General features: G+C 55.7%; 11 protein-coding genes. 6 read left to right on the forward strand and 5 right to left on the reverse strand.

The genetic code is table 11. From position 1 onward, the window contains the following. Nucleotides 1-6: 6 nt before the first annotated feature. Nucleotides 7-4,371 carry a HAMP domain-containing protein gene (locus tag IEX74_RS11245; RefSeq protein ID WP_229755222.1) on the reverse strand — a complete coding sequence of 1,455 codons (4,365 nt, stop codon included), beginning with the start codon at nucleotides 4,369-4,371 and terminating at the stop codon, nucleotides 7-9. A gap of 372 nt (nucleotides 4,372-4,743) precedes the next feature. Between IEX74_RS11245 and topA the strand changes: the two genes are divergently transcribed. From topA to IEX74_RS11275, 6 genes are all read left to right on the forward strand, one after another. Continuing rightward, nucleotides 4,744-7,218 (forward strand): type I DNA topoisomerase, encoded by a 2,475-nt coding sequence (gene topA / locus IEX74_RS11250; RefSeq protein ID WP_188814065.1) that lies wholly within the window; start codon nucleotides 4,744-4,746, stop codon nucleotides 7,216-7,218. Between the two features lie 257 nt (nucleotides 7,219-7,475). After that, nucleotides 7,476-8,120: a DUF4846 domain-containing protein gene (locus tag IEX74_RS11255; protein WP_188814066.1), complete on the forward strand. Its 645-nt coding sequence runs from the start codon at nucleotides 7,476-7,478 to the stop codon at nucleotides 8,118-8,120. A gap of 92 nt (nucleotides 8,121-8,212) precedes the next feature. After that, on the forward strand, nucleotides 8,213-8,920 hold the full coding sequence (locus IEX74_RS11260) for an SIR2 family NAD-dependent protein deacylase (protein WP_188814067.1): 708 nt from the start codon (nucleotides 8,213-8,215) through the stop codon (nucleotides 8,918-8,920). Between the two features lie 109 nt (nucleotides 8,921-9,029). Further along, entirely contained in the window at nucleotides 9,030-12,776 is a 3,747-nt protein-coding gene (locus IEX74_RS11265) for a hypothetical protein (RefSeq protein WP_188814068.1), read from the forward strand. Nucleotides 12,777-13,104: 328 nt separating this feature from the next. After that, nucleotides 13,105-14,091: a Ppx/GppA phosphatase family protein gene (locus IEX74_RS11270; RefSeq protein ID WP_188814069.1), complete on the forward strand. Its 987-nt coding sequence runs from the start codon at nucleotides 13,105-13,107 to the stop codon at nucleotides 14,089-14,091. Between the two features lie 243 nt (nucleotides 14,092-14,334). Then, nucleotides 14,335-15,183 carry a hypothetical protein gene (locus IEX74_RS11275; protein WP_188814070.1) on the forward strand — a complete coding sequence of 283 codons (849 nt, stop codon included), beginning with the start codon at nucleotides 14,335-14,337 and terminating at the stop codon, nucleotides 15,181-15,183. 108 nt (nucleotides 15,184-15,291) lie between these two features. On the opposite strand, the gene ppk1 is transcribed toward IEX74_RS11275, so the two are convergent. From ppk1 to IEX74_RS11295, 4 genes are all read right to left on the reverse strand, one after another. Then, nucleotides 15,292-17,604, reverse strand: a complete 2,313-nt coding sequence (ppk1, locus tag IEX74_RS11280; RefSeq protein ID WP_188814071.1) for a polyphosphate kinase 1 — start codon at nucleotides 17,602-17,604, stop codon at nucleotides 15,292-15,294. A 58-nt stretch (nucleotides 17,605-17,662) separates the two neighbouring features. Continuing rightward, the gene (locus IEX74_RS11285) at nucleotides 17,663-18,040 is read right to left on the reverse strand and encodes a RidA family protein (protein ID WP_188814072.1); all 378 of its coding nucleotides are present in this window, start codon (nucleotides 18,038-18,040) and stop codon (nucleotides 17,663-17,665) included. A gap of 64 nt (nucleotides 18,041-18,104) precedes the next feature. Continuing rightward, the gene (gene gyrB / locus IEX74_RS11290) at nucleotides 18,105-20,087 is read right to left on the reverse strand and encodes a DNA topoisomerase (ATP-hydrolyzing) subunit B (RefSeq protein ID WP_188814073.1); all 1,983 of its coding nucleotides are present in this window, start codon (nucleotides 20,085-20,087) and stop codon (nucleotides 18,105-18,107) included. Between the two features lie 180 nt (nucleotides 20,088-20,267). Further along, complete coding sequence (locus tag IEX74_RS11295) at nucleotides 20,268-21,590, reverse strand: T9SS type A sorting domain-containing protein (RefSeq protein ID WP_188814074.1); 1,323 nt, start codon at nucleotides 21,588-21,590, stop codon at nucleotides 20,268-20,270. Between the last annotated feature and the right edge of the window lie 75 nt (nucleotides 21,591-21,665).

Here is a 21,665-nt window from a genome sequence, read left to right on the forward strand (position 1 = left end):
AAATAGTTATTTGCTCTTTGCCTTGTTCCGGGTGCGCGGCGTAGCCTGCTCATTTGCTGACTGTGGCTCGTCAGGCTTCGATTCTGCAGGAGTACCTCGGCGCACTGGTGCCTTCCTTACTGGCTTACCATTAACCGTCGCTCCTTTGTGTGCCTCACCATTAGGTGCAGGGGTAGCCTTCTTGGGAGCTGTTTTGGTAGCCACTGGCACACCAGCTTGCTTGCTTGTAGCAATGCGCTGCACGGGGCGCTCAGTCGGCGCAGCCGGTGCTGCCAAGTTGCTTCGGCGGTTGATCAGATGACGCAGGCTCATCCTAGGTTGCGGTTCGGGCTCCGGCTCCTCGTATTCCATCAATTGGAAGGCCGAGAGGCCAACCTGCAAGTCATCAGCAATATCGGTGAGGCGCTGGCTGGATACGGTAAGCTCCTGCATAGAGGTCGAAAGCTGCTTGGCTGTGCTAGCTACCTGCTGCGTGCCGGAAGCCGTCTGCTCGGCAATGGCAACCACTTCCTCCACATATTTCACTACGTCGCTGATACTGGTTTTCTGCACCTCCGTAGCCGTAAGAATGTCGCGGGAGGTGCGCAGGGTTTCGCCGCTGCTTGTGGCAATGTTCTTAAAGGCCGAGCTAGCTTCGAACGTAGCGTTCTTCCCTTTCAATACGCGGCCTTCCATGGTCGAGATAGCCGTAGCGGCCGACGTGGTGTCTTTGCGAACATCTTCCACCAAGGTCGCAATTTCATTAGCCGATTTGCGGGAGCCTTCAGCAAGCTTACGAATCTCTTCCGCTACCACGGCAAAACCACGACCGGCTTCGCCAGCACGGGCAGCCTCAATGGCAGCATTCAAGGCCAGCAAGTTAGTCTGAGAAGCAATGTCTGTGATTACCCCCAGCGACTTGCTGATTTCCTGCGAGCGGGTGCTCAATACTTCAATCGTCTTGGAAGTCTGAGCGGCGGCGCTGGAGATTTCCTCCATGTTCTTCACCACTTCCGCTACTGTTTTCAGACCTAGCTGCGAAGTTTGCTCACCTAGGATAGCCGACTTGTTTACAATATCCGCTTTGCCAGCCGTTTCTTTGGTGGCCTGCATGATTTCTTCAATCAGCTTGAAGGCCTGATCGGTCTTGAGGGCCTGGTTCTGAGCACCTTCGGCCATCTGCTGCATCGCCAGGGCCACGTCAACTGTTACGCGGCTCATTTCCTGACCTTTACCCACCATTTCCTCCGAAGAAGCACCTACTACCTGCGACGAGTCGTTGATTTCGCCGAGCAGCTCGTTTAGGTTTTCAACAGCTAGGTTCAGTGCGCTCGACATGGCTTCAATGTCGCCGGCGGTGGGTACCTCTACGCGCTGCGTCAGGTCGCCTTCCGAGATGGCGCGCACTACGCGGCTTACTTCGAGCACAGGAGAGGCAATGGACTCGAGCAGCTCGTTGAGGGTATCTACCAGCTCTTTCCAGGAGCCACTCACGCCGCCTACCGAAGCACGTTCCGTCAGCTTACCTTCCACACCGGCCACTTTGGCAACGCGGCTTACTTCCACAGCGAGGCGGTTCAGATCGTCCACCATGCGGTTGATGGTGTCAGCCAGCTCGGCTACTTCGCCTTTTGCTTCCAGTTGCAGCTTTTGGGTCAGGTCGCCCTGCGATACAGCGGTTACGATCTTCACAATGCCGCGTACCTGCGTGGTGAGGTTAGCGGCCATCGTGTTTACGTTGTCCGTCAAGGCTTTCCAGATGCCGCCTACATTTGGCACGACAGCCTGTCCACCCAGGCGACCTTCGGTACCTACTTCCAACGATACACGCGTTACCTCGCCGGCAAAGATGTTCAGCGAGTCCACCATGCCGTTGATGTTGTCCTTGAGGTCGAGCAGCTCGCCTTTCACGTCTACCGAAACCTTCTGGCTCAGGTCGCCTTTGGCAACGGCAGTGGTTACGTTGGCAATGTCGCGCACCTGGCTCGTCAAGCTGGCGGCCATCGTATTTACGTTGTCCGTCAGGTCTTTCCAGGTACCGCGCACATTCGGTACTACGGCTTGTCCACCTAGCTTTCCTTCCGTACCTACCTCGCGGGCTACGCGGGTTACCTCGTCGCCGAACGTATTCAGCGAGTCCACCATCTGGTTCAGATTTTCTTTGAGTTGCAACAGCTCACCGCGCACGTTCACCGTCACCTTCTGGCTCAGGTCGCCGCGGGCTACGGCGGTAGCCACGTTGGCAATATCCCGAACCTGACTAGTCAGGTTCGAGGCCATGTTATTTACGTTGTCGGTCAGGTCCTTCCAGGTACCACTCACGCTCGGCACGTTGGCTTGGCCACCTAGGATACCCTCGGTACCTACCTCACGCGCTACCCGCGTTACCTCGCCGGCGAAGATGTTGAGTGAGTCTACCATCTGGTTCAGGATGTTCTTCAGGTCGAGAATCTCGCCCTTCACATCCACCGCCATCTTCTGGCTCAGGTCACCTTTAGCAACGGCAGTTGCCACGTTGGCAATGTCACGCACTTGCAGGGTAAGGCTGGCCGACATCGTGTTCACGTTGTCCGTCAACTCTTTCCAAACGCCGGCAACGCGTGGCACGTTGGCCTGACCACCTAGCTTTCCTTCCGTACCTACTTCGCGCGACACACGCGTCACCTCGTCACTGAAGATGTTGAGCGAATCGACCATCTGGTTCAGAATGTTCTTCAGCTCCAGAATCTCGCCTTTTACGTTCACCGTCATCTTCTGACTCAGGTCGCCGCGGGCTACGGCGGTAGCTACGTTGGCAATGTCACGTACCTGACTGGTGAGGTTCGAGGCCATGTAGTTTACGTTGTCCGTCAATTCTTTCCAGACGCCCGCCACGTTCGGCACCAGTGCCTGTCCACCTAGCTTTCCTTCGGTGCCTACCTCCTGCGCTACCCGCGTTACCTCGCCCGCAAACAGGTTCAGCGAGTCCACCATCTGGTTCAGGTTCTGCTTGAGCTGTAGCAGTTCCCCTTTCAGGTCTACTGTCACCTTTTGCGTGAGGTCGCCCTTAGCCACGGCAGTCGCTACGTTAGCAATGTCTCGAACTTGGCTTGTTAAATTCGAGGCCATGTAGTTCACATTATCAGTGAGGTCTTTCCAGACGCCGCTGACATTCGGTACCAGTGCCTGCCCACCTAGCTTTCCTTCCGTGCCTACCTCTTGAGCCACGCGGGTTACTTCACCGGCGAACAGGTTCAGCGAGTCCACCATCTGGTTCAGGTTCTGCTTCAGTTGCAACAGCTCGCCCTTTACATCAACCGTGATTTTCTGAGTGAGGTCGCCTTTCGCCACGGCAGTCGCTACATTGGCAATGTCGCGCACCTGACTCGTCAGGTTCGAGGCCATATTATTAACGTTGTCGGTGAGGTCTTTCCAGACGCCGCTGACATTCGGCACCAGCGCCTGCCCACCTAGCTTTCCTTCCGTGCCTACCTCTTGAGCCACGCGGGTTACTTCACCGGCGAACAGGTTCAGCGAGTCCACCATCTGGTTCAGGTTCTGCTTCAATTGCAGCAGCTCGCCTTTTACATCGACGGTAATCTTCTGACTCAAATCGCCTTTCGCTACGGCGGTAGCTACGTTGGCAATGTCGCGTACCTGACTCGTCAGGTTCGAGGCCATGGTGTTTACGTTGTCCGTTAGCTGCTTCCACACGCCGCCTACGTTCGGCACGGAAGCCTGCCCACCTAGCTTTCCTTCGGTGCCTACTTCCTGGGCCACACGCGTTACCTCGCCGGCAAACAGGTTCAGGTTGTCGATGGTCTTGTTGATGGTTTCGGCCATCACCTTGAAGTCGCCCGAAACCGGAATCTGGAAGGTTTCATCCAGATTCCCCTTCGAGATGTTCTTCAGTACCTTGCCTACTTCCAATACCGGTACGGCGATGCTGTCGACTAAGCCGTTGATATTGTTGATCATATCGCGCCAGAAACCCGCAGCGTTTTCAGCCGAGGCACGCGCTTTCAGGTTACCTTCTACGCCGGCTACCTTCGAGATGCGCGACACCTCGCCACCTACCCCACCGATCATTTCCACCATGGAATTGTAGGCTTCGGCAATTTCAGCAAAGATGTCGTCGTCCTGCTTGGTCAGGCGCACCGAAACGTCCCCTTTTTTGAACGCATCCAGCGCGTAGAGCACCCGATTCAGCTGCTCGTTTACGTAGTCGGGAGCCTGCGAGCCTACCGCAACACGCCCGCTTCCGCGCCGCCGGGTAAGGTTGTTTGAAGTGCGTTCTGTAGTAGCAGGCTGCCCATTACCGTTGGGTGCTGGCGCAAGCTCCGGCGTAGTCTCCGGGGTTACTAAAGGAGTGTCGACAGCAGAAGTATTCTTGGTATTCTTACCTGAAGCCATATAAATGGAGCGGTTGCAGCGCCTGGATAAGGAGAAAGGCTAACTTAATCTTGGCAAAATGGGTGAGCCAACAGTCAGACTGACAAAGGTAGTAATAACCCTTCTCTCTTCCCACTCTAATCAGGTTGTTATCGCTGGATTTTACCTAGCTGTACTATCGCAAAAGCTAGGTCAGTGAACCTCTCAACGCCGCTGGTGTGTTAAGCTGAAATCACATCCGCTATTCCTTATGAATGTGACCGGCCGGATTTTTGCTTGTTGGCAGTACGGTTACACTGGATTATTCCAGCATCTTTGCGGCAAAGTTCAACTTTTGCTTTTCATCTGCCGTTCTCTACTCACTTAGCATCCCTCCTGCACTAGTACCCTTATATGGTTAAAAATTTAGTCATCGTGGAGTCGCCTGCCAAAGCCAAGACCATCGAAGGTTATTTGGGCAAGGACTTCATCGTCAAATCCAGCTTCGGACACGTCCGCGACTTGCCGAAGGATAATAATGCCATTGATATTGCCAATGGGTTCAAGCCAACCTATGTGGTGTCTCCTGATAAGCGTGAAGTTATTGCTCAACTGAAAAAACTAGCAAAGGAAGCCGAGATGGTTTGGCTAGCCAGTGACGATGACCGCGAAGGAGAAGCCATCAGCTGGCACCTGGCCGAAACGCTGAACCTGAACGACGCCAAGACGCGGCGTATTGTGTTCCGCGAAATCACCAAGAACGCCATTCTCAATGCCATCGACTCGCCCCGTGAGATTAACCTGAATCTGGTAAACGCCCAGCAGGCCCGCCGTGTGCTCGACCGTCTGGTTGGCTTTGAGCTGTCGCCGGTGCTCTGGAAAAAGGTAAAAACCGGCCTTTCTGCGGGCCGCGTGCAATCGGTAGCGGTGCGCCTGGTAGTGGAGCGCGAGCGGGAAATCAGCCACTTCAAAACCTCATCGGCCTACCGCGTTACGGCTCGCTTCGATGCTGGGCGCGGCGCCGTGTTGGAGGCGGAACTGCCAACGCGCTTCAAGACCCAGGAAGAAGCGCAAGAGTTCTTAGCGCGCTGCGTAGGAGCTACTTATCAGATTGAAAGCCTGGAAAAAAAGCCGGGCAAACGCTCCCCCGCGCCGCCTTTCACTACCTCTACGTTGCAACAGGAAGCCTCGCGCAAGCTAGGTTTCTCGGTAGCCCAGACGATGAGCGTGGCCCAGAAGCTGTACGAAGCCGGTAAGATCAGCTACATGCGTACCGACTCGGTGAACCTGTCGCAGGATGCGCTGGCGGCGGCTAAGGCCGAAATTGAGCGGGCCTACGGCCCGGAGTACGCCCACACCCGACAGTTTAAAACCAAGTCGGCCTCGGCGCAAGAAGCCCACGAAGCAATTCGCCCAACCGACTTCTCACTGGCAAAGGCCGGTTCTGATTCGGCCGAACAGCGCCTGTATGACCTCATCCGCAAGCGGGCAATGGGCTCGCAGATGGCCGATGCCACGATTGAGCGCACGGTAGCCACAATCGGAATCAGCACGCAACCGGGCGTAACGCTTACGGCTACCGGCGAAGTCATTACGTTTGAAGGTTTTCTGAAAGCGTATAGCGAGTCGAAAGACGACGACGATGTTGACGCTGACTCCTCTTTCTCGCGTGGCTTGCCTCCCCTGACAACCGGGCAAGAGTTGCCCTTACAGCTTCTGCGCGCCACGGAGCGCTACGCACAGCCGCCGGCTCGCTACACGGAAGCATCCTTGGTGAAAAAGTTGGAGGAAATGGGTATTGGCCGTCCGTCGACGTATGCGCCTACTATCTCGACCATCCAGAAGCGTGGCTACGTGGAGAAAGATACGCGGGAAGGCAAGGAGCGCAAGTTCCATGTGCTCACGCTGGAAGGCAACGAAGTAAAAACGGAAGCCAAAACCGAAACCTTCGGGGCCGACAAAGCCAAGCTATTCCCGACGGATACGGCGATGGTAGTCAATGACTTTCTGGTGGAGCACTTCCCCATTATCATCGACTACAAATTCACGGCGAAGGTAGAAGGCGAGTTCGACCAGATTGCAAACGGCCAGGAGCAATGGGGCCAGATGCTGTCCAACTTCTACGGCACCTTCCACGAAACCGTGGAGCGCGGTCAGGACATTGAGCGCAGCACCCTAGGTTCGACCCGGGAGATTGGTACGCACCCAGAAACGGGTCAGAAGATAACGGCCCGCCTAGGTCGCTTCGGTCCTTACGTGCAGATTGAGCCGAAGGAAGGCAGTGAGGAAAAAGCCGTGTATGCCAGCCTACGCAAAGGCCAGTTTATCGAGAACATCACGATTGAAGAAGCGCTGGATCTGTTCAAGCTGCCGCGCGTGGTTGGTCAGTTCGAGGACAAGGACATGACCGCGGCTCTAGGTCGCTTCGGTCCTTACATCCGCCACGACAGCAAGTTCTACTCGCTTACTAAGGAGCAGGACCCACATACCATCACCGCACCGGAAGCCATTGCCCTGATCGAAGCCAAGCGCAAGGCTGATGCCGAGCGCCTGATCAAAGAGTTTCCGGAAAACGCTGAAGTACAGGTACTAAACGGTCGCTTTGGCCCGTACATCGTGGTTGGCAAGAAGAACGTGAAGATTCCGAAGGGCGAAGACCCGAAGGAGCTAACGCTGGAACGCTGCCTGGAGCTGGCCGAGCAAACGCCCGACAAGCCCGCCAAGGGAGGCCGCTTTGCCAAGAAAGCCGCTGCTCCGGCACCTGCCGAAGAAGCCGCCGACACGCCGAAGAAAAAAGCAGCCAGTACCACAACGGCGAAGAAAGCTCCTGCGAAGAAAGCACCGGCTAAAGCTGCTACGACGAAGAAGCCGACGGCTAAGGCTAAGTAGTAAGCCTAGGTAGTACTAAGCAACGAACCGGCTCCGTTTCGATTGAAACGGAGCCGGTTTTTTTACGCATGGTTTATATTTATTTTATTTAATGTTAAGCTCCATTCAGCTAACTCTTTATGCTCCAGGCACTATCCAGCTTACTCTATTCTATTTGCGGCTATTCGCTGTTTTTGCTTCTACACTGGCTACCGGCTTTCCATCTGCTCAACTATCAGAAAACCCTCCTAGGTTATATCCGTGGTTAAGTCATCCTTATGCTCCCTCTCAGACATTGGCGGCTCGCTTCGCACCGCCTCCCGGCTGTCGGCGTGTGGCTGCGCTACTTGCCTTTACTACCTACTGGCACGCCCGTACACCTTTATAATGGTCGCTTAAAAGATCCACAAAACATTCATGCTGCCGTAATAAATATTGACGTTGGCACGCGCGATTTGCAACAGTGCGCTGATGCTGTGATTCGCTTGCGGGCTGAGTATCAATTCACTCAGAATCCTAACCAAGTTCAGTTTCACCTTACCAGTGGCCACGACATCTGGTTTTCGGATTGGTACAGCGGCAAAGGCTTTCAGGTGCAGGGCGAAGACGTTTTCTCCACTGCAAAAGCGGTAGAGCTGCCAACGCACACCGTCTTTCGTCGTTATCTTGATCAAATCTTCGACTACGCGGGTACTCTCTCGCTGAGTCGTGAGTTACGGGCGGTGCCGTTGGCGCAAGTGCAGCCCGATGATGTATTTATTCGGGGTGGTTCGCTGGGGCATGCTGTACTCGTGCTGGATGTAGCCGAGCATTCTGTAACGGGGCAAAAGTACATGCTGCTGTCGCAGAGCTATATGCCAGCGCAACAGGTACATGTGCTCTTGAATCATCCGCGCACAGGCCTAGGTGCCGGTATGCCGTGAACCCTACTCAGCCGGAAGTGCGTACGCCCGAATGGACGTTTGCAGCCACGGAGCTGCGGCGGTTTTAACTTCAATTCAAGCGCTTTTTCTAAATGGCAACTTCCGGGCAACGCAAGAAAATCGTGGTTCTCACCGGGGCAGGCATCTCGGCCGAAAGCGGTCTGGCTACCTTTCGCGGCTCCGACGGCCTGTGGGAAGGCCACCGGGTAGAAGATGTGGCGACGCCGGAAGCATTTGCCCGCAATCCGGCGCTGGTGCTGGATTTCTATAACCAGCGCAGGGCTGCCGCTCGCGCCGCGCAACCCAATGCCGGACACCTAGCTTTGGTGGCGCTGGAGCGGGACTACGACGTGGTAATCGTGACGCAAAACGTGGACAACCTGCACGAACGCGCTGGCAGCAAGCACGTTATTCACCTGCACGGGCAGCTGTTCGAGTCGCGCAGCACTCGCTACAAAGAGCTGGTCTACCCCATGACAGGCGACCGGATTGACCTAGGTGACCTCTGCGAAAAAGGCCATCAGCTCCGGCCAAACATCGTCTGGTTTGGTGAGGAAGTTCCATTGATGGAGCGCGCCATTGAAGAAGCCGCTACGGCCGATATTTTCATGGTGGTAGGCACTTCCTTGCAGGTGTATCCGGCAGCGGGCTTGGTGAATTATGCGCCGAGCAATTGCCCGATCTACATTATTGACCCGCATCAACCGCCCGTTTCGAGCCGACATAACCTGCACTTTATTGTAGAGCCCGCCACTACGGGCGTGCCCAAAGTAGCCGCTGGGCTGCTGGCGGATGCTTAGGTTGGTTGTTTTTTGGAATAATACCGGTTTAATCAAATTTTAATCAAACGTTACCTCAACCTTGTTTTTTGCGTAGGATCAGCTCTGGCGTACGCTCGGCTTACCATTTATGCGAAAAACCTCTTCTCTCCTTCTGGCGGCTAGCTTGCTGCTGGCCAGCACCTTACAGTCCTTAGCTCAGGCTCCTGCACACACCGTTTACCTGCTGGGAAATACATCTACGGCCGAGCTTCCTCCGGCTCGCTTGCAGGCTTTGCGGCGGCAATTGGAGCAGCAGTCGGGGCCTTTTACGGTGGTGCACCTCGGCGACATCGTGGGCAATGCAGGCCTAGGTTCCAAGAAAGACTCTACCCGCACCGATCTGCTGGCCCGCGCCGATGCCCTGATCGGTTTGGTAAAAGGCTTGCCCAATGGCAAAATCTACTTCGTGCCGGGTGATAAGGATTGGGCAAATTCCGGCCCCGAGGGTTTGAAGCGGGTACAGCGGCTGGAGAAATACATTGAAAAGCAGCTTCCCAACCAAAATGCTTTCGCGCCGACGGGTGGTTGTCCGGGACCGGAGGTGATAGACATAGCGCCTACCGTGCGGCTGGTAGCCATCAACACGCCGTGGTGGACTCACCCTTACGACAAGCCCGAAGCGCCGGATACGGAGTGCAAAACACTGACCCGCGAGGAGTTCCGGGAGCAGTTGCAGGACGTGCTGGATGATACCAAGGGCAAAAATGTGCTGCTAGTTGGGCACCAGCCGGTGGTCAGCAATGGGGTGTATGGTGGGCGGATGCCGCTGGGTCGGCACTTGTTTCCGTTCGGGAACGGCGTGCCGCTGCCGGTGTTCGGGACCTTCTACGCCGCGTATCGCCAGAACGTAGGCACGCCCCGCGACATGGCGAATCCGGCCTATGCCGCCTTTCGCAAGGAGATGAGCAACACACTGCGCGACAATCCCGGCGTGGTGTACGCTGCCGCCCACGACTACAGCCTTCAGCTCACGCGCGCCGAGGACAACTACCACTTGGTAGCCGGCAGCTTTGCTGAGCACGAGCACGTTGGGCCGAATGCCCGCTCGCAGTTCAACGAGTCGGCGGAAGGTTTTTCCAAGCTCGAATACTACGCGGACGGTACCGTAAAAGCCCTCTTCTATACTTTCGACAAAGACAAGAAAGCCGCGGCGGCTACGCAGGAAGCGTACTCCGCCACCTTGTTTCAATCGGCTTGCACTGAACCTAGGTTGCCGAACGTGCCGGTGAACCTCTTTATTCCTGAGTGCCCAACGGCGCCGAAAGGCGTGGCGGAAGTGAAGCCGGACGCGCCTTTCCAGGCGACCGTGACGGTGGCACCTGGTCCACAATATGCGGCCGGCAAGGGCCGGCGCTTCTGGATTGGTCCGCTGTACCGCACTTCCTGGACGCAGCCCGTGCAAGTACCGCCTCTGGATCTGAGCAAAGAAAAAGGCGGTCTGCGCATCTTTGGCAAAGGTGGCGGGCGGCAAACCACTTCCGTTAAGCTGATTGCCGCCGACAGTTCCGAGTACGTCTTCCGCTCGGTGGATAAGGATGTTACGCGCATTCTGCCGCCGGAACTGCGCAACTCCATTGCCGCCAACGTGCTGCGCGACATCACGCCCACTGCTCACCCCTACTCAGCGCTGGTCACCGGCTCACTGCTCGATCAAACCGACATTCTGCACGCCCGACCTAGGTTGTTCATCCTGCCCGATAACAATCAACTAGGTCCGTATCGCCAGGAGTATAAAGGGCTGCTCGGCACGCTCGAAGATCGGCCGGTAGACCCCAAGCCAAACCTGCCCGGCTTTGGTGGGGCCGATGAAGTGCGCCGCTCCTACAGCTTTTTCCGGCAGCTATACAAGGATAACGACGCCCGCATCGATGCCTATGCCCTAGGTAAAGCGCGAGCCTTCGACATGCTGGTGGCTGACTTCGGCAAGCACGAAGACAACTGGAAATGGGCTGGTTATAAAGAAGGTAACAAAACCATCTACCGTCCCATTCCCCGCGACCGGGACCAGAGCTTCACGCTTTGGAACGGCGTGCTGACGTACCTGGCCAACCGCGAGTGGGCCGTGCCGAGCATTGAGGATTTTCAGGCTGAGTTCCACGACATGGAAAGCCTCAACTGGCCCGCCCGCCACCTCGACCGGTTCCTGTTGCAGTCGCTCACGCGGGAGCAGTGGCAGGAGATTGGCAAGTACATGCAGCAGAAGATCACGCCAGCGGCCATTGATCAGGCGACGGCGCAGCTGCCCAAGGAAATTCAGCCGCTTTCGGGGCAGGAGCTGAACCGCAAGCTGAAGGCGCGCATTCAGGAGCTGCCGGCGGCGCTGGATGAGTATTATCTGTTGCTGGCCAAGCGCGTAGATGTGGTTGGCTCCAACAAGGCCGAGGTGTTCTTCGTGGATCGGCTGGAAAACGGCGACGTGCGCGTGCGCATGTTCGATCAGGCAAAGGACTCGGACCAGCCCCACGGCGACGCGCTTTTCGACCGCACTTTCCACCCCAAAGAAACCGACGAAGTAAGCCTCTACGGCCTCGATGGCAAAGACGTGTTTACTGTAACGGGCAAGGCTAAACACAGCATTTTGGTGCGCATCATCGGCGGTGATGGCAAAGACCGCATTATGGATGAATCGGAGGTGGCGGGGCTGCGCACCAAAACTAAGGTGTACGACGTGCCCGACACGGAGCTGCACCTGGACAAAGACAGCGACAACCGAACTTCTAACAAGCTCAACGTCAACCTCTACGACCGCGAAGCCTTTGAGTATGACGGGTATAAACCTAGGGCCACGGCCATCTACAACTCCAGCGATGGGTTTGGCCTAGGTATCGGGGTTGATATTGTGCGCCAGGGTTTCCGCAAGCCCGGCTACAAAAACCTCTACGGCATCGACCTGCAAGGCACCACTAATGGTAACCGGCAGATTGCCGTGAACATGCGTCATCGCCATGCAATTGGCCTGTTTGACATTGGCGCGCGGGCGGAGTACGGCGACTACTTCCGCTTCTACAATTTCTTTGGCCTGGGCAACGATACCAAGAAGGACGAGGGCCTGTACGACAATAACTTCTATAAAGCCCGCTACAGCGGCTACAATGTCAGCGCCTTCGCGGAGCGGGTTTTCTTTAACAAGAGCGTTTTTCGTTTCGGCCCCACCTACGAGCAGTATACTTCCGACTTTGCTTATAACAGCCTGCTGGGTGGCGGCAATACAAATCCGCTGCCCGAAGATCGGCGCCCGAACACCAATTTTCAGCGGCTGATTGGCCTGAATGCGCTACTTGACCTAGATCTGCGCGACCGGCAGACTTTCGCGCGACGCGGGGTGCGCGTACTCGTGCAACACGATAGCTACCGCCAGCTTAATGGTACGAAGGGCAACTTTGGCCTCACGCAAGGCTTTGCCGAGTACTACGGCACGGCTCGTATTGGCCTGCCCGTCACGCTGGTGCTGAAGGCCGGCGGCGCTAAAAACTATGGGCAGGACGACGAAATTCCTTTCTACAAGTTTACCAGCATTGGCTTGGTAAATGGTTTGCGCGGCTACTACCGCAACCGCTTCACCGGCGATGCCAGCGCCTACTTCAACTCGGAGCTGCGCCTAGCCCTAGGTCGCTCGCAGAACTCCATTCTGCCCTTCTACTACGGCATCTTCGGCTTCTACGACCAGGGCCGCGTGTATTACAAAGGCAACTCGCCGGACGGTTGGCACCGGGCGTCGGGGCTAGGTTTCTACATCGCGCCGGTCACGGAGTCGCTGGCCTTGTCGATATCCTACCAGAAGTCGCCGGAAAACGGGCTGCTCCAGTTCGGCGTTGGCTTCCGAATCGATCAATAAGCCCGATAATTTCCAAGTTACCAATCAGCACCGACTATTTTTTTGTCGGCCCTGACGTGTTCGTATTGGCAAAGAAAATCAGCCAATTAGCACAAGCAAATCTAGCTTCTCCACACAATTACCAAGTAGCTTTCTGCTTAGAAACCGCTACACTACTTAACTTTGACGGGACTAGTTTGGAATCTACCCGGCTCATAACATGCAAGAGCTAACCAAACTTCTATCACAAAACCTAGCTTTGAAGCTAGGTCAACAGGCTGAATTGGATCATCGCGGTGAGGTCTGAATCCTGAAAATCTAAAACTCCTTGCCCTCTGCGGTTCAGACAATGGAATATCCTTTACTGAAACTTGCGGCCATCGACATTGGCTCGAACGCGGTACGATGCCAGATTTCGGCGGTGCTTCACTATGGCGACCGGTACCGCCTCAAGCGCGTAGAGTACGTGCGCTACCCCATGCGACTTGGGGAAGATGTGTTTGCTACGGGCGAAATTTCGCCGGCCAAAGCCGAAAAGTTCGTCAAATTTCTGCACGCGCTGAAGCTGCTCATGGAAGTGCACGAAGTTGGGCACCATCTCATCTGCGCTACCTCGGCCATGCGCATGTCTACGAATGCTCCGGCCATCGTGGAGCGGGTGCAACACGAGCTAGGTTTGACTATCCAAGTAATTGATGGTCAGGCAGAAGCTTCTTACATCAACCGCGTTATCGAGTACCTGCTCGAAGATAATAAGCACTACCTGCACATTGATGTGGGCGGCGGCAGCACGGAGTTCAACGTCTACCACGACCGCCGCAAAGTGGCATCGCAGTCGTTTGAAGTGGGCTCGATCCGGCGGATGCAGCAAGAGGAAGGCACGCAGCCCGGCGACACGCTGGACGAAACGTGGCAGCGTATGGAAGAGTGGGTGACCGAAAATGCCCGCCGCTACCACGTTACCCAGGCCATCGGCACGGGCGGCAACATCAACAAGCTCTATAGCATCGCACAGCCGTCTATGGACAAGCCCGTTACGCGCCGCCGCATTGCCACGGTGCTGCAACAGCTTAATAAAATGAGCATGGATGAGCGCGTGAACGTAGCGATGCTCAACCCCGACCGCGCCGACGTCATCGTGCCCGCCGGTCAGATCTATTTGTCGGCTATGGAGTGGGCTAATATCAAGACCATCCAGGTGCCCGATATTGGATTGAAAGACGGAATGCTGCAAGCGCTGTTCGAGGACCATTTCGAGGAAATTCGCCCCGCCAGTGACCACTCCGGCCGCAAGCCGGTTACGCAGGTGCAGGCGCGAGCCAGCGAAATAGAATAAGCTGTTTCACACATCTTATTGAGCCACTAAAAGCCCCTGCCATCAGTTGATGGCAGGGGCTTTTAGTTGTTGTTGGAAAGTCAGATTATCGTCTTCATTACACCCTGTACTACAGGCACTTAATAAACATTATCATAGCTATAAAACAGAATACAAAGTCTAAAACCATGGGTTTGTAGTTAGCCTAGATCAACACTGACGTGTAGTTTCAACTCATCTTCTAAGCCAACACAAATGCATAGCGTGAACTACTACCGATTACTATACTTTCTTGCTTCTGGGCCTATTGCTCTTATCCTCTCTGCCTGCTCCGTCTACCGGCCATCTATCCCGCAGCTGCCGGCTATCCGGGCAGCTCACCAAGCTGAGGTGAAGGCGGGAGTTGATGCAAATGGCTTTATGGGACTCGGTGCGGCTTACTCACCAGTAAAATACGTACTGGTAACAGCAGCTGGCTCCAGCAGTTGGCACAGCCCAAATGCTGAAAACCGATCCGGACAAACGATGCAGCGCCAAGGGCAGATAAGTGCCGGCGCTTATTTACCCCTAGGTTCGCGCAATGTTGTGAGCGTTACAGCTGGTACCGGCATGGCCCATAGCTTTGACACTAAAACGGAAATTGACAATGGTTTCCTGAGCACTTTTCCTTCTTACAGAAAAGAAGTAGCCCTAATTCATGCGCACACCCGACAGAAGTTTTTGCAGGTAGGCTGGCAATATGATGCTACGAGAAGTTACGCTACGTGCCACTTCGGGGTGGCTTACCGCATCGGCAGCACTACTTACTCAGGCTATGATGTGGGAGAAGAAGTGTACTCTAGGGAGGACAAGCTGCTCAGTCGCCAGGACGTATCCTATGCTCTACCAAACGTGATGCGCCAAGATGTTTGGGCCCAGTTTAGCTTGGGAAGTAACGCTTTGCCTGCGCTACTACTTCAATTTGGTCTTGGCGTTTCCGTGGCCCCTTCCCCAAGTCGCTGGCAGAACGATTTCAGCCCATTGGCCCGCTCGATCAAAGCCGAGCACGAAAGCACAGGGTTAGGGCAAGCCAGCTTGGTTTTTTACCCTCATCTACTCCGTAAAAGGCACTAAAGCACCAACGATCAAGAGCCTGATTTCTGTGCAAAATCAGGCTCTTGATCGTTGGTGCTTTAACCTATAGTCTTAATTAGTAAGGGAGTTTCCTTTTACTACCTATACCTAGGCTTCCGGCAGCACGGCTTCGTCTATCTCACCTTCCCCGATGGCAACGGAGTGCGCGTATTCCGCTTCCTCAGGAATGGCATCTTCGCAGGCAATTTCAGCGGCAGTGGCAGCTTCGTGCTCAGCCAATTGCGCGGCACTTAGCGCTTCTGCTTGCTGGTTGCGAATGGCCTGCTGCAACAGCAAGTGCAGCAATCCTTCAGGGGTTGCTGCCGCCATGCGCTCTTCATCGCGGCGGTAGAAGTCGCGGTGCACGTTCACGATGGGCTCGTCTACGCCGGGGCGCACCCGTACATAAGCCCCATCTTCACGCATCAGATAAGAGTTCTGGTTGTCCTGAAGGTTGAGCATCAGAATGCTGATGGCTTCGCGCTTGAGCTGCGGATTTACAATCAGGAATAGCGCCTCAATGCGCCGGTCAAACGAGCGCACCATTATATCGGCCGAGCCAGCATACACCTTCGGGTTTCCGGCCTGGTGGAAGTAGAACAAGCGGGCATGCTCCAGGTAGTCGCCCACAATGCTGCGCACCTCAATGTTCTCGCTCAGCCCTGGTCGCCCCGGCCGCAGGCAGCAAATGCCGCGCACAATGAAGCGGATCGGTACGCCGGCTTTGCTGGCTCGGTACAGTTCATCAATCGTCTCCTTGTCTTCCAAGGAGTTCATTTTCATCACAATACCGCTTGGCAAACCCTTCTTCGCGTTCTTCATCTCCTCCCGAATCAGGTGGATGAGCTGCTGGCGCATGTCTTTGGGTGCCGTGATGAGGTATTCGTAGTCGTCGGGCTGCGAGTGACCGGTGATGACGTTAAAGAATTCCGACACATCATGGCCGTACACATCATTAGTCGTGAGCAGACTCACGTCGGTGTAGAGGCGCGAAGTCTGCTCGTTGTAGTTGCCCGTACCGATATGCACGTAGCGCGTCACCTTCTCCCCTTCCTTGCGGATAATCTGGAGCATCTTGGTGTGCGTCTTGTACTTACTCACGCCATAGATGACGAAGCAGCCGGCTTTTTCCAACCTAGCCCCTTCACGAATATTGCGCTCTTCGTCGAACCTAGCTTTCACCTCAAACAGCACCGATACGTGCTTGCCGTTCTCAGCGGCCTTAAGCAAAGCCGCCGTCACGCGCGAGTCGTCGGCGAGGCGGTAGATGGTCTGCTTGATACCTAGCACGTGTGGGTCCTCGGCCGCCTGCTCCAGCAAGCGCACTAAAGGCTCAATGCTGTTGTAAGGATGGTGCAGCATCACGTCGTGGTGCTTGAGGTAATCAAACAGGTTTTCCTCGGCACCTTCCGGCAAACTCAGCGGCATCACCGGGGAAGGCATCCGAGATGCTTTGCCCCGGAAGTTTGGGTGCCGCACAATTTGCAGCAGCCCTTTCATATCCATCATCGAGTTGATAACGAACACGTTGCCATTATCAATGCGCCAGCGTTCCTTCAGCACATCCATCAGCACCGGCGAGGCGTCTTTCTCGACTTCCAGCCGCACGACGCGCCCTTTCTTCCGGGTTTTCAGCCCAACCTGAATTTCTTTGATGAAATCCACGTCGATGTCGTCCGATTCTTCCAGCGTGAAGTCGCCGTTGCGGGTGATGCGAAACAGGTTGGCCGATTCTATTTCCACGTTGCGGAACAGCTTCGGCAGGTTGGCCCGCACGATTTCCTCAATTGGCACAAAAATCACCTTGTCCTTGCGCGTCAGCTCGAAGAAGCGCGACAGGTTCTGCGGAATTTGCACGAAGGTGAGGCGCTCCTGCCCTTTCCCAATTTCGGGTTCGGCTTGCGTGTGCGTCACCACTCCGAAGATGAGCATCTGGTTCATCATCAGCGGGAAACCGTGGTAGGAGTCGAACACCATCGGCGTGAGCAGCGGAAAGACGGTGTTCTTGAAGTAGCCATCGGCCTTCTTCAGCTCCACTTCCGTCAGCTCGTCCATGCGCAGAATATTGAAGCCGTTCTTCTCGAACAGCGGCTTCAGCTCATTTAGGTACGTGAGCGACTGGTCGTTAATAAACCGGTGCGCAAAGTCCAGCAACTTGCGCCGGAAGGGCAGTTCGCGCAGCCCCGAATAGTCGACGCGCTCCTTACCGTAGTCTAGGTAATTATATAAGGAACCCACCCGGATCATAAAAAACTCGTCCAGGTTAGAAGAAGTAATGCCCAGAAACCGCAACCGGTCAAACAGCGTACGCGCCTGGTCTTTAGCTTGATCGAGCACGCGGTAGTTGAAGCGCATCCAGCTCAGGTCGCGGCTGATGTACTTGCTTTTGCGGATGAGGTCGGCAGATTTAAAGAGTTTCATAGTCGAGCAAAGGAAAGATAATATACGTAGTTAAGCAGCTTAGCGGTATAATTCTTAATTAAGAAATAACAGCCGTAGCCTCAATTTCTACCAGTAACCTAGGGTCAATCAGTGCCTTAACCTCGACCAGCGTGGAAGCGGGCCGAATTGCGCCGAACACTTCCCCGTGCGCCCGCCCCACGGCTTCCCACTGCGTTATATCCGTAACGTAAATGCGCGTGCGAATGACATGCTCGAAGCTAGCTCCTGCTTCCTGCAACGCCGCGCCTATTTTTTCCAGAATGCGTTTCGTTTGGGTGTAAGCGTCAGCACCCGTGATGATGTCACCGTCCTGGGCCGTTGTGCCGGCTACTTCCACCACGTTGCCCACGCGCACGGCCCGCGAGTAGCCGACGATAGGCTCCCAGGGAGCACCGGAAGAAATATTTTGTCGCATTTTCAAAAGATTTTAGGAATAAAAAAGCCCGCTACGTAGCGGGCTTTTCTTTATTCAACAGCCATTACACGTCTAGCTTGGCGTACTTGGCGTTTCGTTCGATGAAGTCCCGCCGCGGGGCTACTTCGTCGCCCATGAGCATAGAGAACAGGTGGTCGGCTTCGGCCGCCGATTCTACCGTTACCTGTTTTAGCGAGCGGGTGTCGGGCTGCATGGTGGTGGTCCAGAGCTGCTCGGCGTTCATCTCACCTAGGCCTTTGTAGCGCTGCACGTTCACAGTTTCCGGTTTGCCGCGGCCCATTTCTTCCTGGGCTTCCTGGCGCTCCTGCTCGGTCCAGCAGTAGCGTTCTTCCTTGCCACGCTTCACGAGGTAGAGCGGCGGCAGGGCAATGTAGATATAACCCCGGTCTACCAGCTCACGCATGTAGCGGAAGAAGAACGTCAGGATCAGCGTGCGAATGTGCGAACCGTCGATGTCAGCATCGGTCATGATGATGACTTTGTGGTAGCGCAGCTTGTCGGTGTTCAGGCCTTTGGGGTCGGCTTCGGCACCGGTTTCCGCGTTAGCCGGCGTGCCGAACGACACCCCGAGCGCGGTAATCATGTTCTTGATTTCCTCGTTCTCGTAGATGCGGTGCTCCTGCGCCTTTTCCACGTTCAGGATTTTACCCCGCAGCGGCAGAATGGCCTGGAACGCCCGGTTGCGGCCCTGCTTAGCTGTGCCACCTGCTGAGTCTCCTTCCACCAGGTACAGCTCGCAGATTTTAGGGTCGGATTCGGAGCAGTCAGCTAGCTTACCGGGTAGGCTGTTGGAACCTAGCACTGTTTTGCGCTGCACCATCTCACGGGCCTTGCGGGCTGCAATACGGGCACGAGCAGCCAGAATGACCTTTTCTACGATGATGCGGGCTTCTTTGGGGTTTTCCTCCAGATACTGGTTTAGGATTTCGCCCACGGCCTGGTTCACGGCACCACTCACGTCGGAGTTACCTAGCTTGGTCTTGGTTTGGCCTTCAAACTGCGGCTCCTGCACCTTCACCGAAATAACGGCGGTGAGGCCTTCGCGGAAGTCGTCGCCCTGAATTTCCACTTTCGCCTTCTCCAGCATCCCCGACTTGTCGGCGTAGGCCTTCAGGGTGCGGGTAAGGGCCGAACGGAAGCCAGCTACGTGCGTGCCGCCTTCGATGGTGTTGATGTTGTTGACGTAGCTGTAGATGTGCTCCTGATAGGAGTCATTGTACTGCAACGCTACTTCCACCGGCGTGCCGCCCTTCTCCGTGATGACGTGAATGGGCTTGGGCATCAGCACGGCGCGGCCGCTGTCGAGGTAGTTCACAAATTCGCTCAAGCCGCCTTCCGAATAGAACTCTTCGTACAGGAACTTGTCGTCGGCGTCTTTCTCGCGGCGGTCGGTGAGCGTGATGCGAATGCCTTTGTTCAGGTACGCTAGCTCGCGCAGACGCGTGGCAATCGTTTCGTACTTATAAACGCTCTCGGTAAAGATGCTGTCGTCGGGCAGAAAGTCGACCTGGGTGCCGTGCTCGTCGGTGTCACCGATTTCTTTAACGGGATACTGCGGATGCCCGATTTTGTATTCCTGCTCGTACATGTGGCCGTTGCGGCGCACCGTTACTTTCAGGTCTTTGCTCAGCGCATTTACGCAGCTTACGCCTACGCCGTGCAGACCACCGGAAACTTTGTAAGAGTCTTTATCGAACTTACCGCCGGCGTGCAGCACGGTCATCACCACTTCCAGGGCCGAACGGCCTTCTTTGTGGTGAAAGTCAACGGGAATACCGCGGCCATTGTCGCGGACGGTAACGGAGTTGTTTTCGTTGATGGTAACCTGAATCAGGTCGCAGTGGCCGGCCAGGGCTTCGTCGATGGAGTTGTCGACTACTTCCCACACCAAGTGGTGCAGTCCTTTGATGCCAATATCGCCAATGTACATGGCCGGACGCTTCCGTACGGCTTCCAGCCCTTCCAGTACCTGAATACTATCAGCGGAGTACGCGTCGGGGGCTTTTACTTCTTTCGTTTCGCTCATGTGTTGCCTGTAAATTCAGCGCAAAGGTTAGTATACAAAGATACCCATTTTATTCGATTTTTGCCAGAATTTGCGGGTTTCAGGGCCGTTTCTTGCCCGAAAAATCGGCACCGGACAGGAGCAAAAAGAAGCCTTCCCTGCAAGCAAGGAAGGCTTCTTGTCAGCTGAACAGTAGAATGGCTATTGCACAACCAATTTCTGCTGCGCCACGCCGCCGTTGGTCTTCACCTGCAAGGTGTAGACGCCGGCCGACTGCCGAGCTAGGTCTAGCGAGAAGACCGGTTTGGCCGCCGCTTTCACGCTTTGCGCGTACACGTTCCGACCTAGGGCATCGAACACTTCCACCTTGGCTTCGGCGCTCAGGCCCGAGGCGAGCTGCACAGTGAATTGCCCATCGGCGCTCGGGTTCGGATACACGCTCAGCCCATTCTGCAGGGCTACGTCCTTGCTGTTGCCCAGCACAGTCGAGTTGAGTTTGTAGACCCCAATGCCTGCTACGTTGTCGATATCCAGGGCGCCAGACCACGCCACGGTGGGGCTCACCACATCTAGCGAGGCATGGTCGCGGGTGGTTTCGAGGGTGGTCCAGGTCAGGCCGCCGTTGCGGCTGTAGGAAGAGCCAAAGTCGTCGAGCAGGCCCACTGATAGAATCTCATTCGTGCCGGGCACGCCGCTTACCTCCCCGTGCACAGTACCCGTGAACGTGACGCGGGTCCAGGTAGCGCCGCCGTTCGTGGTACGCGCGATGGTGTGCGCGCTGCCGCCAAGATCGCCGGTAACCATAATGCCATTCGAGGCATCCGTGAAAGCTAGGTCGCCGCTAGTATTCAGGCCGCTGTTGCCCACTGCCCAGGTTTGGCCTTTGTTGGAAGAGTAGTAAACCCGACCGTTGGTGGTCGAGAACCAGCAGCTATTGCCCAGAACGGCGAAGTTCTTCACAATGCCCGTTTCGCCAGCCTGCGCGGCGGGCACGTTGGCCACGGGCACGCGCGTCCAGGTAGTGCCGGCATCGGCGGTGGTATAAATCTCGAAGGCCGTACCCGTGGGCGGATCACCGACGCAGATGCCTTCGGTGGCCGAGAAGAAGCTGATAAAGTTGGGGAAGCTGCTAGGTCCGGCAAACTGGCCGGCCGTCGACTGGACCGTCCAGGTGGTGCCGCCGTTCACCGTCTTCAGAATCCGGCCGGTGGTGCCGGTTGTGACGCACACCAGAGCCGTCGTGGCATTTACGCCCGCAATGCCGGTGATGGTTTCGGCGCTGGTCAGGTTCGCGATGGTACCCGTCGTCCAGGAAGTTCCGCCATTCGCGGTGCGCGCATACTGGTTGGCGGTTCCTTCGATCAGGTCGTTGCCCGCCGCCCAAACGACGTTGGCGTCTACCGCATCCAGGTTGTAGGCTACCTGGAAAGGATCCGAGAAGGTGAAGGGTTGCAGCACCCACTGCGCCTGAGCGGCGAAGCTGGTCAGAACCAGGCCAGCAATGAGGAGTAATGGTTTTTTCATGGGGTTTTAGTGGTATGGATGATGGAGCTGTGTTGACTAAGTTGCGATTAAATATAAACCTTTCAGCAACTGTTT

Origin of the sequence: Hymenobacter cavernae (assembly GCF_014641455.1) — a bacterium.
GTDB lineage: Bacteria > Bacteroidota > Bacteroidia > Cytophagales > Hymenobacteraceae > Hymenobacter > Hymenobacter cavernae.

Excerpts from the sequence above, each read along its gene's own strand:
- gyrB (WP_188814073.1), bottom strand. The coding sequence starts at position 20,087 with ATGAGCGAAACGAAAGAAGTAAAAGCCCCCGACGCGTACTCCGCTGAT.
- ppk1 (WP_188814071.1), bottom strand. The coding sequence starts at position 17,604 with ATGAAACTCTTTAAATCTGCCGACCTCATCCGCAAAAGCAAGTACATC.
- IEX74_RS11285 (WP_188814072.1), bottom strand. The coding sequence starts at position 18,040 with ATGCGACAAAATATTTCTTCCGGTGCTCCCTGGGAGCCTATCGTCGGC.
- IEX74_RS11245 (WP_229755222.1), bottom strand. The coding sequence starts at position 4,371 with ATGGCTTCAGGTAAGAATACCAAGAATACTTCTGCTGTCGACACTCCT.
- topA (WP_188814065.1), top strand. The coding sequence starts at position 4,744 with ATGGTTAAAAATTTAGTCATCGTGGAGTCGCCTGCCAAAGCCAAGACC.
- IEX74_RS11265 (WP_188814068.1), top strand. The coding sequence starts at position 9,030 with ATGCGAAAAACCTCTTCTCTCCTTCTGGCGGCTAGCTTGCTGCTGGCC.
- IEX74_RS11255 (WP_188814066.1), top strand. The coding sequence starts at position 7,476 with ATGCTCCCTCTCAGACATTGGCGGCTCGCTTCGCACCGCCTCCCGGCT.
- IEX74_RS11270 (WP_188814069.1), top strand. The coding sequence starts at position 13,105 with ATGGAATATCCTTTACTGAAACTTGCGGCCATCGACATTGGCTCGAAC.
- IEX74_RS11295 (WP_188814074.1), bottom strand. The coding sequence starts at position 21,590 with ATGAAAAAACCATTACTCCTCATTGCTGGCCTGGTTCTGACCAGCTTC.
- IEX74_RS11260 (WP_188814067.1), top strand. The coding sequence starts at position 8,213 with ATGGCAACTTCCGGGCAACGCAAGAAAATCGTGGTTCTCACCGGGGCA.